A 12,520-nucleotide genomic window follows, 5' to 3' on the forward strand; every position below is an offset into this window, starting at 1 on the left:
GTCAGTCCCCCCGCGTGCCGAGCAGGCCCTTGGGCCGGAAGATGAGGATCAGCACCAGGAACAGGTAGGGCAGGATGGGCGCGACCTGGGAGATGGTGAGCTTGAGCAGGGGCCAGCCGAAGGTCTGCTCGCCGACGGGGCTGCCCAGCGTGGCCAGCAGGCTGGCCAGCGACCAGTCGATGGCCACGGCGAAGGTCTGCACGATGCCGATCAGCAGCGAGGCCACGAAGGCCCCGGCCAACGAGCCCATGCCGCCGACCACCACCACCACGAAGATGATGGAGCCCACCGACATGGCCATGGCGGGCTCCGTGACATAGGTGTTGCCGCCGATGACACCGGCCAGGCCCGCCAGCGCGCAGCCGCCGCCGAAGACCAGCATGAACACGCGTGGCACGTTGTGGCCCAGGGCCTCCACCATCTCGGGGTTCTTGAGCGCGGCCTGGATGACCAGGCCGATGCGCGTGCGCGTCAGCAGCAGCCACACGGCCACCAGCATCAGCAGCGCCACCAGCATCACGAAGGAGCGCGAGCGCGGGAACTGCGTGCCGTACAGCGTGAACAGCGGGCCTTGCAGCGCGGGCGGCAGGCCGTAGGGCACGGTGCCGCGCCCCCAGACCAGTTGCACCACTTCGAGGATGAGGTAGGACAGGCCGAAGGTCACGAGCAGCTCGGGCACATGGCCGTACTTGTGCACGCGGCGCAGGCTGTAGCGCTCGAACAGCGCCCCCAGGCCGCCGACCAGCAGCGGCGCGACGAACAGCGCACCCCAGAAGCCGATGATGCCGCTGAGCGTGTAGGCGAAGTACGCGCCCAGCATGTAGAAGCTGGTGTGGGCGAAGTTGAGCACGCCCATCATGCTGAAGATCAGCGTCAGCCCGGAGCTGAGCATGAACAGCAGCAGGCCGTAGCTCACGCCGTTGAGCAGCGATATGGTGAAGAACTCGAGCGTCATCGAAAGGCCTCGGTTTCGGTGCGTGGGAGACAGGACAAGGCGCGGGGCCGGGCTCAGGATGGCCGCTTCATCTGGCAGGAAGTCGGCGTGCTGGCCACGTAGGGCTCGTAGTACTTCACTGGCGCGAAGGTGTAGCCGGTGTTCTCGGCGTCGTAGGGGTTCTTGCCGCCGGCCTTTTCCCAGCGCGTGATGTACAGGCCCTGCTGCAGCTGGTGGTCGCTCTTGCGCATCTCGACCTCGCCGTTGAAGCTCTTGATCCGCATGCCCTCCAGCGCCGCCGCCACCTTGACAGGATCGGTGCCGCCGGTCTTGGCGAACGCGGCGTCCAGCAGCGCGAACACGTGGTAGATCGAGCTTTGCGTGAGGTCGTCGTTCATCTTTTTCTTGAACTCGGCCATCAGCGGCTGGATGGGGCCGCCCATGTTGTAGTGGCCGTAGCCCACGACATAGACCTTGCCGTCGGAGGCCGCGCCCATGGCAGTGGGCGAGCCCGAGCCGAAGGCGTAGTAGGTGTAGAACTTGACGTTGTTCAGCCCCGCGTCGTTGGCCGCCTTGATCAGCAGCGACAGGTCCGAGCCCCAGTTGCCCGTGATCACCGTGTCGGCGCCGGACTGCTTGATCTTGGCCACATAGGGCGCGAAATCGCGCACCTGGGCCAGCGGCGCGAAGTCGTCGCCCACGATCTGCACGTCGGGTCGCTTGGCCTTGAGCATCTCCTTGGCATACTTGGAGACCTGCTGGCCGTGCGAGTAGTTCTGGTTGATCAGGTAGACCTTCTTGACGTCGGGGACGTCCTTCATGTAGGTCGTCAGGGCCTCCATCTTCATGGAGGTGTCGGCGTCCAGGCGGAAGTGCCAGTAGCTGCACTTGCCGTTGGTCAGGTCCGGGTCCACGGCGGCATAGTTGAGGTAGACCACCTCCTTGCCCTTGTTGCGCGCGTTGTGCTTTTCCAGCGCGTCCATGATGGCCAGGGCCGGGCCCGAGCCATTGCCCTGCACCACGTAGCGCGCGCCCTGGTCCATGGCCGAGCGCAGCACGGCCGTGGTTTCCTGCGGGCTGAGCTTGTTGTCCAGCGGGATGATCTCGAACTTCACGCCCGAGGCGTTCTTCCGGTTGAAGTCCTCGGCCAGCAGCTGGAAGGTCTTGAGCTGGTTCGTGCCCACGGCCGCCATCAGGCCCGACAGCGGGTCGATCCAGCCGATCTTCACCGTCTCGCCCTTTTGCGCCCAGGCGCCCGAGGCACAGGCCAGCATGGCCGAGGCGGCCAGGGAATGCACGATCCACTTCATTTTTTGTCTCCTTTTCCGGTTGGTTCCGATATCTGTATTGGCGCCAGACTAACGCCTGAATGACAATTTCCCTTCGGGGAATGCCTTAGAAACTATCGCGCACGCGACTTGGCGGCAGACCCTGGCACATTGGCGACAGATCGCCATCGATCGAGCCAGAAAGCCGGGTTTTGCCTGATTTCAGGCAAAAGAAAGGGGCGCCTCGCGCCCCTTGCGAAGTCCGCTGGACAGCTATGCCATCACGATGGCCGCTTCATCTGGCATGACGTCGGTGTGCTGGCCACGTAGGGTTCGTAGTACTTCACGGGCACGAAGGTGTAGCCGGTGTTCTCCGAATCCATCGGGTACTTGCCGCCGGCCTTCTCCCAGCGCGCGATGAACAGGCCCTGCTGCAGCTGGTGGTCGGTCTTGCGCATCTCGACCTCGCCGTTGAGGCTGTTGAACTTCATGCCTTCCATGGTGGCCGCGACCTTGGCCGGATCCGTGGTCTTGGCGCGCAGGAAGGCCTGGTCCAGCATGGTCAGGCCCGAGTACAGCGAGCCCGTGTACATGTCGTCGTTGAACTTGGCCTTGTAGCCCTTGGTGATGCCGGCCAGGGGGCCGGGCAGGTTCATGTGGCCGTAGCCGACCATGTAGACCTTGTCGGCCGCGGCCGAGCCCAGGGCCGTGGGCGCGCCCGTGGCGATGGCGTAGTAGGTGTAGAACTTGACGTTGTTCAGCCCCGCGTCGTTGGCGGCCTTGATCAGCAGGGCCAGGTCCGAGCCCCAGTTGCCTGTGATCACCGAGTCCGCGCCGGACTGCTTGATCTTGGCCACATAGGGCGCGAAATCGCGCACCTGGGCCAACGGCGAGAAGTCGTCGCCCACGATCTCCACGTCGGGACGCTTGCGCTTGAGCATCTCCTTGGCGTACTTGGAGACCTGCTGGCCGTGCGAGTAGTTCTGGTTGATCAGGTAGACCTTCTTGATCTCGGGCAGATCCTTCATGTAGGTGGTCAGCGCCTCCATCTTCATGGAAGTGTCGGCGTCCAGGCGGAAGTGCCAGTAGCTGCACTTGCTGTTGGTCAGGTCCGGGTCCACGGCGGCATAGTTGAGGTAGACCACCTCCTTGCCCTTGTTGCGCGCGTTGTGCTTTTCCAGCGCGTCCATGATGGCCAGGGCCGGGCCCGAGCCGTTGCCCTGGAAGACGTAGCGCACGCCCTGGTCCATGGCCGATCGCAGGGCCGCCGTGGTTTCCTGCGGGCTGAGCTTGTTGTCGATGCCGATGATCTCGAACTTCACGCCCGAGGCATTGCTCTTGTTGAGCTCCTCGGCGATGTATTGCAGGCTCTTGAGCTGGTTGGAGCCCAACGCGGCCATCAGGCCCGACAGCGGGTCGATCCACGCAATCTTCACGGTCTCGCCCTTCTGGGCCAGGGCGCCCGAGGCGCAGGCCAGGGCCAGGGATGCCGTCAATGCCTTGATCGCAAACTTCATGAAGTGTCTCCTTCTGTTGGTGGTTTCCGGGCGAGGCTCAGGGTAATGGCCCCCTTGCCCCGCACCGATCGGTGATTGCCCCTAGCGGCTATCGCCGACGAGACTCGGACGGGCCACCGCCGGCAGGACATGCCCCCGCATGCCTGGCGCTCCCGCGGCCCGCCCGCTGCGGCTCACAGCCCTGGCAGCCGGTAGCCGGCCAGTTGCTCGCGCAGCCGGGTCTTGAGCATCTTGCCGGTGGCGCCCAGCGGAATGGCCTCGACGAAGACCACGTCATCGGGGATCTGCCACTTGGCGGTCTTGCCCTCGTAGAACTTGAGCAGTTCCTCTCGCGTGACCTCGGCGCCGGGCTTCTTCGCCACGGCCACGATGGGTCGCTCGTCCCACTTGGGGTGCGGCATGCCGATGCAGGCCGCCATGGCCACGGCCGGATGGGCCATGGCGATGTTCTCGATGTCGATGGAGCTGATCCACTCGCCACCGGACTTGATCACGTCCTTGCTGCGGTCGGTGATCTGCATGAAGCCGTCGGCATCGATGGTGGCCACGTCGCCCGTGGGGAACCAGCCCCGGCCCTGCTCGTCCTTGACGAGGGGGCTTTCGCCCTTGTAGTAGCTGTCCACGATCCAGGGGCCGCGCACCAGCAGGTCGCCATAGCTCTTGCCGTCCCAGGGCTGGTCCTGACCATCGCTGCCGACGATGCGCATGTCCACGCCGTAGATGGCGCGGCCCTGCTTTTGCAGGATCTTCATCTGCTCGTCCCGGGGCAGCGCGAGCTGCTTGTTCTTGAGCGTGCACAGCGTGCCCAGCGGGCTCATCTCGGTCATGCCCCAGGCGTGCAGCACCTCCACGCCGAAGTCGTCCTGGAAGGCCGTGATCATGGCCGGCGGGCAGGCCGAGCCGCCGATCACCGTGCGCTTGAGCGTGGTGAAGCGCAGGCCGCTGGGCTTGACGTGGCCCAGCAGCATCTGCCAGACCGTGGGCACGCCGGCCGCATAGGTCACGCCCTCGGCCTCGATCAGCTCGTACAGGGACTTGCCATCCAGCGCCGGGCCGGGGAACACCAGCTTGCAGCCCGTGAGCGCGGCCGAGTACGGAATGCCCCAGGCATTGACGTGGAACATGGGCACCACGGGCAGCACCGAGTCGCGCGCCGACAGACACATCACGTCGGGCAAGGCGGCCGCGTAGGCATGCAGCGTGGTGGAGCGGTGGCTGTAGAGCACGGCCTTGGGGTTGCCCGTGGTGCCGCTGGTGTAGCACATGCTGGAGGCCGTGTTCTCGTCGAACTCGGGCCACTGGTACTGGTCGGACTGGCCGGCGATCCAGGCCTCGTAGCTGACCAGGCCCGGCACGCCGCTCTCGGCGGGCAGGCGGTCGGCATCGCACAGGGCCACCCACTGGCGCACCGTGGGGCAGCGCGCATGCACGGCCTGGATGATGGGCAGGAAGGTCAGGTCGAAGCACATGACCTGGTCTTCCGCGTGGTTGATGATCCAGGCCACCTGGTCGGGGTGCAGGCGCGGATTGACGGTATGCAGCACGCGGCCCGAGCCGCTGACGCCGAAGTACATCTCCATGTGGCGGTAGCCATTCCAGGCCAGCGAGGCCACGCGGTCGCCCGCATGCAGGCCCAGACCATCGAGCGCATTGGCCAGTTGCCGGGAACGCCGGGCCAGGTCCCGGTAGGTATAGCGATGGATGTCGCCCTCCACCCTGCGCGAGACGATCTGCGCATCGCCATGGTGGCGTTCTGCGAAGTCGATCAGCGACGAGATCAACAGGGGTTGGCTTTGCATCAGACCCAGCATCTAAAGGCTCCTAAGGTGATTGAACTTCGTGAACTGCGGACTGCGGCTACGCCAGAGGCCAAGGGCCGAGTGCGCGATGCCGCTGTCCGCATGGAGAGTGGACTCAGGCCGGTGCTCTGGGTCCGATCCCGGCAGGGACAGGCACATCGTTTTTCCGGCATGGTTGACGCATTGTCTTGTCGCAACTAGGCAGCGTCTTCGCATGCGCGTATGGGATATACCCTAGGACGATGCTCGAAGCATGCGCTGCGTCATGCCACAGCGTGTTCGTGGACGCAGTCTTGTCGTTGCCGAAGATCCAGTATCCGGTCTGCGATGGCGTATCCACTGTCACGCGAATGCTGGATCCGGCACGGAAAACATGGGCGAACTTCTGGATCTCGACCCGCAGCAGCTGGGGCTGGCCGGCGGCCAGGGGCACATCCCTGTCCCGCGTGAAGGCACCCCAGGGACGCAGCGTGGTGGAACGGCTCTCATCCAGCGCGCGCTTGGAGGCGCGCAGCCAGCCGCGCTGCACGAACATCTCCTGCCCGTCGGGCCGCACCTCGGACACGGTGACCTGGATGTCGGTATTGGCGGCCGTGGCGCTGAGCCACAGGTCGGCCGAGCCTTCGCCGTAGAAGCTCAGGTCCTCGGGCAGGGCTGCCGTCGTGAAGACCAGCTGGCCGTCCTTCTCCGACGCGGGCACGGCGGGCCAGCCTTCCGCGGCCGGGTTGTTTACCTGAGGACTTTTCGCCGGGTAGCGGTAGCTCGATGAAGCGGTACCGGCCACGGGCGCACCGTCGGCCAGCACGCCGGCCGGCTGCATCCAAAGGCGCAGGGGCCTGACCGGCACGGGCAACCGGTCGAACCGGGCCTCGGCCGTGGGCATGAGCTTGGCGCCGCCGTTGGAGGCCTTGGCGTCGGTGGCCTGCATTTCCTGGAGCAGGCGCACGCGCGGCTCCTTGTCGAAGCCGTTGTCCTCGCCCTTGACGAAGCGCGCCAGGAAGCGCTTCAGGGTCTGGTCGATGTGGTCGGAGGTGATGTTCGTGTGGTGATCGCCATTGGAGCTGACCAGCCACATCCGGTCAGGCGCGATGGTGTCCTCGTAGTAGCCCGAGCGCGGGCCGATCTGCTCGTCCTGCCAGGACTGCGTTCCCAGGGTGGGGATGTTGATCTTGCCGCTTTCGAACATGGCGCTGCGCTGCAGGTACAGGCCCTCGGCATAGGGATTTTCCAGCCACTTGAACAGGTCCAGGTCGGGCCGCTTGATCTTCTCGACGTTCTCGGCCACGGTCTTGGCGCAGCCGGTGTCGCCGCCATGCTTGGCCGCCAGTTCGGCCGCAATGCCCCAGATCCGCGGAAAGCCGTTCCACCACTGCGCAGGAAAGCCGATGTTGGCGATACCGCCCGGATAGCCCACGTCGCGGTAGGGATCGCCCACATTCTTGCCGGGCGTGATCGCCAGCAGACCCTTGGGCCGGTGTGCGGCCACCCACAGCTGGTTGTAGCCCGAGTACGAGTAGCCGATCATGCCGATGCGGCCGTTGGACCAGGTCTGCCTGCCGGCCCACTCGATGGCGAAGGCGCCGGCCGCGCCCACGGTCGCGTCGAAGACGCGGTCATCCCCCGTGGAGCAGCCCGTGCCCGGCACGTTCAGCCCCATGACCGCATAGCCTTCCTTGACCCAGGGACTGCTGATGTTGGGGTACGAGCCCGAGATGTAGCCGTCGTACTCGACCAGCAGCGGGAACGGGCCCTGCCCCTCGGGAAGCAGCAGGGAGTAGCGCATCCTGTTGCCGTCAGGCAGCGTGATGTAGCCCGATTGCTGGCCCGACCCCATGGGAGGGGGAGCCTCGCTGGAAGAGCCGCCGCAGGCAGCCAGCCCGATGGCGACGGCCGCGACGGCCCCTGCCAGCGGCCAGCGCCAGGCGTGTGTGAACATGGTCATGGGTACTTTGTCTCCGTTGTTGTTGTCGTCCTGGCGGCACGCGGGCCGCCTTCACTGCTGGCGGATGCGCAGCGTGCTCTTGTCGGCGTCGAAGACCAGGCCCGAAGGCCACGGTTTCCACGTCTGGCCCAGGGCCGGGTTCTGCGGATCGCCCGTCTGCATGAAGGCCTTGAGGCTGGCCACCATCGCGCCCGACAGCGCCTGCCGGCCCGGCTGGTTGGCCAGGCTGTTGGTCGCCCTTGCAAACACCGAGGGGCCGAAGTTGCCGAACAGGAACGGCAGGTCGAAGGCGTGGGCCGCCCCGTAGACCGTGTTCCATGGCGCCGGCTGCTGCGCCCAGTCGAAGCGGTAGGCCCAGACATCGGGCTGTTGCGTGCGCAGCGTGCCCAGCAACTGATCGCGACTGGGGTCGATGAGCAGCAGGCCCAGCAGGGCCATCCGGGCGTTGTAGCCTGTTCCGGCGGCGTCCACGGGCAGGTAGGAGGGATCAATGATGTCGGCCACCGCCAGGGCTGGGGGCGCATCGGGGTCGAAGGCCTGCATCATGCGAAAGCGCGCCGCATCGTCGATCCTGAACCCCGGCTTGCCCGCCAGCACGGCCAGCAGCGGGGCGAACAATTTGCCCTCCTCGGCCGTGTAGCCCGCCATCACCGGCACCTTGTTGTAGCGGCCGGCGGCCAGGGCGGCCATGGGGTCGGCAGGAAGCAGCAGGCCATCGGGAATCGGCCCGGCGCCGGTCAGGCCCTTGGCGGCCAGGGTCTGCAGCAGCACGCGGCCATCCTTGCCGCGCAGATAGCCGGCCACCTGCGCTGGCGACCAGCCGGCCGCCAGCACGGCGGCACCCGCCAGATCGGCCGCCAGACCGTCGGCCACCATCAGATGGCCCAGCAACTGGCTGGCCTGGGCAGCGTAGGTGGACGCGGGCTTGATCGTGGACAGCGTGCCGGCCGGCAGGTTGCCCGGCAGCGACAGTCCGCCGCTGATGGGCACGATGCGGTGGAACAGGCCCCTGGCCTGCTCGGCGGTCAGCAGCGCCAGCGCATTGATGGCGCCCGCCGACTGTCCCATGAGCGTGACATTGCCCGCATCGCCGCCGAAGCGCGCGATGTTGCGCTGGATGAAGCGCAGCGCCTGCAGGTTGTCCAGCAACGCGAAGTTGCCCGTGACCGGTGCCCCGGTCTGCATCCGGGGCATCTGCATGAAACCCAGGATATCGAGCCGGTAGTTGGCCGTGACCACCACGGCGTTGGCTGCGCGCGCCAGCGCCGCGCCGTCGTAGACCGGGTCGGCCGTGTAGCCCGAGATGGCGCTGCCCCCATGCACGAACAGCAGCACGGGCAGTTTGTCCGTGGCGCTCGCGGGACGCCAGATGTTCAGCGTCAGGCAGTCCTCGCTGCCCACGGGCTGGCCCAGGGTGGAGGCAATCGTGTCATCAAAGCGGTTGTTGGCACCGGGGCCATAGATGCGCCCGATCTGCAGGCAGGCACTGCCGAACTGGCGCGCATCGCGCTCACCCTGCCAGGCCGTGGGCTCCAGAGGCGGCTGCCAGCGCAACGCACCCACGGGCGGCTGTGCGAAAGGCACGCCCTTCCAGAAGTAGGTGCCCGAGGCCGCGCCGTCGTCCACCCCGCGCAGCTTGCCGTAGACCGTCTCGCGCAGCTCGGGGCCATCGCCCCCCGAGCCACCGCAGGCGGCCAGCCACAAAGCCAGGGAAGCCACGGCCAGGCGTGTACAGCCGGCCATCCACCGTCGTCCCATGCACATATTTGTCTCCTGTCGTTTTCTGGGGTTTCCCGGATGGGCTCCGCGGTGCCCATGGGTCAAACTGCGCAGTCGTTCGCCGCGCTGCAAAAATTCTAGGAACAGCCCGTGCGTACGCCGCTATCGCAACCAAGCCAAAAAAGTGACTTCAGAACGCCAAAAGCGCCGGCACTGGCCCAGGAAAACCCGGCCATGATCCAGCAGCGCAGCAGCTCCGCCGCCTGGGTGCGGGGCATCCTGGACATGATGGCCGCCCAAGGGTTGACCCCGCAAAGCCTGTGCGCCGGGGCCGACATCGACCTTGCGGCACTGCAGCATTCGCAGACCCGCATCGATGTGGACCGCGTCAGCCGGCTCTGGGAGCTGGGCGTGGCGCAGTCGGCCAACCCCACCCTGGGGCTGGAGCGACAGCTGGCCGCACGCCACGGCAATATCGACCTGGTGGGCTACTCACTGGCCTCGGGGCCGCACCTGCTGGCAGGATTCCGGGACCTGGAGCGCCATATGGCCGTCATCTCCGACGCCACGGCCTTCACGCTGGAGCGCGACATGCGCGGCTGCTGGCTATCCATACACCACATAGGCGCCACACGGCCCGTTCCACGCCAGCGCGTGGAGTTCGCCGTGCTCACGCTGCTGGTGCTGTGCAGCTGGCTGACGCGCCGCGAGGTCCAGCCGCTGGCCGTGGAGTTCATGGCCGAGGCACCACCGCCCCTGCACGAGACCCGCTACCGCGAAGCCTTCGGCCTGCTGCCGCGCTTTGGCGAAACCGCGAACCGATTCCTGCTGTCCGAGGCCGACCTGCTCGCACCCATACCCACGCACAACCCGGAGCTGCTGGCGCTGCACGAGAAGCTGGTCGAGTCCGAACTCGATCAGTTGGGCCAGGCTGGCGTGGGTGCGCGCGTGCGCCACGAAATCGCGCGCCTGCTGCCCCAGGGCGAGCCACGCCGCGAGGATGTGGCCGGCCTGCTGGGCCTGACCGACCGCACCTTGCAGCGCCGGCTGCAGGCCGAGGCCGTGAGCTACCAGCAGTTGCTGGACGAAACCCGCCGGGAGCTGGCCCGACAGTACCTGGGCGAGCCGCGCCACAGCCTGGCCGAGGTTGCCGATCTGCTGGGCTTCGTGGACCAGAGCAATCTGTTTCGCGCCTGCCGGCGCTGGTTCGGCATGCCGCCCGGACAGTACCGTCAGCAATTGCGCGCATGAGCCCTGCCCGGCACGGGGCATCGGCACTGGGGGACAATTCCCGCATGAACCTGCATGCTGCCGCCGAAAGCCAGGCTCCGGCGAGCCCCCCACGCCCTCCCCTGGCCTGGCAAGCCGGCTTTGCCGCGCTGGGCCCGGCCTTCTTCACCGAGCTGCGTCCCACGCCCTTGCCCGACCCGCACTGGGTCGCCACCAGCCAGGAGACGGCGGCGCTGCTGGGGCTGGATGCGCAATGGATGCAAGGTGACGAAGCGCTGCAGGCCCTGACAGGCAACACTCTGATACCCGGCAGCCGGCCCCTGGCCAGCGTCTACAGCGGCCACCAGTTCGGGGTCTGGGCCGGCCAGCTCGGCGATGGCCGCGCCATCCTGCTGGGCGAGACGGCATCGGGCCAGGAAATCCAGCTCAAGGGCGCCGGCCGCACGCCCTACTCCCGCATGGGCGACGGCCGTGCCGTGCTGCGCTCGTCCATCCGTGAATTCCTGTGCAGCGAGGCCATGCATGCGCTGGGCATCCCCACCACGCGCGCCTTGAGCGTGACGGGGTCGCCCGCCCCCATCCGCCGCGAGGAGATCGAGACCGCCGCCGTGGTCGCGCGCGTGGCACCCAGCTTCATCCGCTTCGGCCATTTCGAACATTTCGCGGCACGCGACCATTTAGAGGCGCTGCGCCAGTTGGCCGACTACGTGATCGACCGCTACTATTCCGAGTGCCGCGCGGCGCATGCCCTGGCCGGCAACCCCTATGCCAACTTCCTGCAGGCCGTCAGCGAGCGCACGGCGCGGTTGCTGGCCCAGTGGCAGGCCGTGGGCTTTTGCCACGGGGTGATGAACACCGACAACATGAGCATCCTGGGCCTGACCATCGACTATGGCCCGTTCCAGTTCCTCGATGCCTTCGACCCCGGCCACATCTGCAACCACAGCGACACCCAGGGCCGCTATGCCTTCAACCGCCAGCCCCAGGTGGCCTACTGGAACCTGTACTGCCTGGGCCAGGCCCTGCTGCCCCTGATCGGCGACGAGGAACTGACCATCGCGGCGCTGGAGTCCTACAAGCAGGTGTTCCCGCAAGCCTATGGCACGCAGATGCTGCGCAAGCTCGGCCTGCCCGAGGATGCACCGGGCACGCCGGCCACCGAAGGCCGTTTTGCCCTGCTGATCAACCCGTTGCTCCAGCTCCTGGCCGACAACGCCGTCGACTACACCATCTTCTTCAGCCGCCTGACCGATGCCGTGGCCGCCAGCGGGTCCGGTGGCCTCGACTTCGAGCCCGTGCGCGACCTGGTGCTGGACCGCCCGGCCTTCGATGCCTGGGCGAAGGTCTACGCACAACAGCTCGCGGCCGTGGACGTCATGCGGGCGACCACGCTGATGCAAGAATCGAATCCGCGCTTCGTGCTGCGCAACCACCTGGGCGAGCTTGCCATCCGGGCCGCCCGGGACGGTGATTTCACGGTCGTGCGCGAACTGCTGGCCGTGCTGCAGACGCCTTTCGCCCCCCACGCCGAGCATGCCGAATGGGCAGGCTTCCCGCCCGACTGGGCTTCCTCCATCGAGATCAGCTGTTCATCATGAGCTTTCCCATCCACAAGACCGAGCAGGAATGGCAGGCCGAGCTGCAGGCCAAGGGCGCCGAGCCCGCTGCCTTCCAGGTGACCCGCCATGCGGCGACCGAGCGCCCGTTCACGGGCCGCTACGAACAGTTCTGGGCCGATGGCAGCTACCACTGCATCTGCTGCGGCGCCAAGCTGTTCGACTCCAGCACCAAGTTCGATGCGGGCTGCGGCTGGCCCAGTTTCGACCATGCCATCCCCGGCGCCATCACCGAGATCGTGGACCGCAGCCACGGCATGGTGCGCACCGAGACCGTCTGCAGCCAGTGCGGCGCCCACCTGGGGCACGTCTTCCCCGACGGCCCCACCGACACGGGCCTGCGCTACTGCATGAACTCCGCGTCGCTGCAGTTCGAGCCGCCGAACGACTAGACCGGGAAAAACCCCAGGCGGAGCGGCCCTGCGCGGACCGCAGACACGCGCCGCTACGCCACAATGCGCCTGCAAAGAACCGGCCTCGTGCCGGCCTGCAAGC

9 protein-coding genes are annotated in these 12,520 nt (G+C 66.9%); 3 read left to right on the forward strand and 6 right to left on the reverse strand.

Translation table 11 applies throughout. The annotated features are described in order from the left end of the window. Window position 1: 1 nt before the first annotated feature. The 6 genes from L1Z78_RS16250 to L1Z78_RS16275 all read right to left on the reverse strand — a co-directional run bounded on the left by L1Z78_RS16250 (window position 2) and on the right by L1Z78_RS16275 (window position 9,224). Entirely contained in the window at window positions 2-955 is a 954-nt protein-coding gene (locus L1Z78_RS16250) for a branched-chain amino acid ABC transporter permease (RefSeq protein WP_234637426.1), read from the reverse strand. Between the two features lie 53 nt (window positions 956-1,008). After that, window positions 1,009-2,244 carry a branched-chain amino acid ABC transporter substrate-binding protein gene (locus tag L1Z78_RS16255; protein ID WP_234637427.1) on the reverse strand — a complete coding sequence of 412 codons (1,236 nt, stop codon included), beginning with the start codon at window positions 2,242-2,244 and terminating at the stop codon, window positions 1,009-1,011. Between the two features lie 239 nt (window positions 2,245-2,483). Then, a complete protein-coding gene (locus tag L1Z78_RS16260; RefSeq protein ID WP_234637428.1) occupies window positions 2,484-3,719 on the reverse strand; it encodes a branched-chain amino acid ABC transporter substrate-binding protein in 1,236 nt (411 codons plus the stop codon). Between the two features lie 173 nt (window positions 3,720-3,892). Beyond that, window positions 3,893-5,530, reverse strand: coding sequence for a 3-(methylthio)propionyl-CoA ligase (locus tag L1Z78_RS16265; RefSeq protein ID WP_234637429.1), 1,638 nt, complete (start codon window positions 5,528-5,530; stop codon window positions 3,893-3,895). A gap of 103 nt (window positions 5,531-5,633) precedes the next feature. Further along, a complete protein-coding gene (locus L1Z78_RS16270) occupies window positions 5,634-7,460 on the reverse strand; it encodes a CocE/NonD family hydrolase (protein ID WP_234637430.1) in 1,827 nt (608 codons plus the stop codon). Window positions 7,461-7,511: 51 nt separating this feature from the next. Then, complete coding sequence (locus L1Z78_RS16275; RefSeq protein WP_234637431.1) at window positions 7,512-9,224, reverse strand: carboxylesterase/lipase family protein; 1,713 nt, start codon at window positions 9,222-9,224, stop codon at window positions 7,512-7,514. Between the two features lie 189 nt (window positions 9,225-9,413). On the opposite strand from L1Z78_RS16275, the gene L1Z78_RS16280 reads away from it, so the two are divergent. The 3 genes from L1Z78_RS16280 to msrB are packed head-to-tail and all read left to right on the forward strand — an operon-like array spanning window position 9,414 to window position 12,417. Beyond that, entirely contained in the window at window positions 9,414-10,430 is a 1,017-nt protein-coding gene (locus L1Z78_RS16280; protein ID WP_234637432.1) for an AraC family transcriptional regulator, read from the forward strand. Between the two features lie 44 nt (window positions 10,431-10,474). Continuing rightward, window positions 10,475-12,007 carry a protein adenylyltransferase SelO gene (locus L1Z78_RS16285; RefSeq protein WP_234637433.1) on the forward strand — a complete coding sequence of 511 codons (1,533 nt, stop codon included), beginning with the start codon at window positions 10,475-10,477 and terminating at the stop codon, window positions 12,005-12,007. Next, window positions 12,004-12,417 carry a peptide-methionine (R)-S-oxide reductase MsrB gene (msrB, locus tag L1Z78_RS16290; protein ID WP_234637434.1) on the forward strand — a complete coding sequence of 138 codons (414 nt, stop codon included), beginning with the start codon at window positions 12,004-12,006 and terminating at the stop codon, window positions 12,415-12,417. Before L1Z78_RS16285 ends, msrB begins: the two co-directional genes overlap by 4 nt. Window positions 12,418-12,520: the final 103 nt, after the last annotated feature.

The organism is Delftia tsuruhatensis (assembly GCF_903815225.1).
GTDB lineage: Bacteria > Pseudomonadota > Gammaproteobacteria > Burkholderiales > Burkholderiaceae_C > Comamonas > Comamonas tsuruhatensis_A.

Bases quoted from the DNA above. Each gene is read 5' to 3' on its own strand.
- L1Z78_RS16260 (WP_234637428.1), bottom strand. From the start codon at position 3,719: ATGAAGTTTGCGATCAAGGCATTGACGGCATCCCTGGCCCTGGCCTGC.
- L1Z78_RS16270 (WP_234637430.1), bottom strand. From the start codon at position 7,460: ATGACCATGTTCACACACGCCTGGCGCTGGCCGCTGGCAGGGGCCGTC.
- L1Z78_RS16250 (WP_234637426.1), bottom strand. From the start codon at position 955: ATGACGCTCGAGTTCTTCACCATATCGCTGCTCAACGGCGTGAGCTAC.
- L1Z78_RS16275 (WP_234637431.1), bottom strand. From the start codon at position 9,224: ATGTGCATGGGACGACGGTGGATGGCCGGCTGTACACGCCTGGCCGTG.
- L1Z78_RS16285 (WP_234637433.1), top strand. From the start codon at position 10,475: ATGAACCTGCATGCTGCCGCCGAAAGCCAGGCTCCGGCGAGCCCCCCA.
- msrB (WP_234637434.1), top strand. From the start codon at position 12,004: ATGAGCTTTCCCATCCACAAGACCGAGCAGGAATGGCAGGCCGAGCTG.
- L1Z78_RS16265 (WP_234637429.1), bottom strand. From the start codon at position 5,530: ATGCTGGGTCTGATGCAAAGCCAACCCCTGTTGATCTCGTCGCTGATC.
- L1Z78_RS16280 (WP_234637432.1), top strand. From the start codon at position 9,414: ATGATCCAGCAGCGCAGCAGCTCCGCCGCCTGGGTGCGGGGCATCCTG.
- L1Z78_RS16255 (WP_234637427.1), bottom strand. From the start codon at position 2,244: ATGAAGTGGATCGTGCATTCCCTGGCCGCCTCGGCCATGCTGGCCTGT.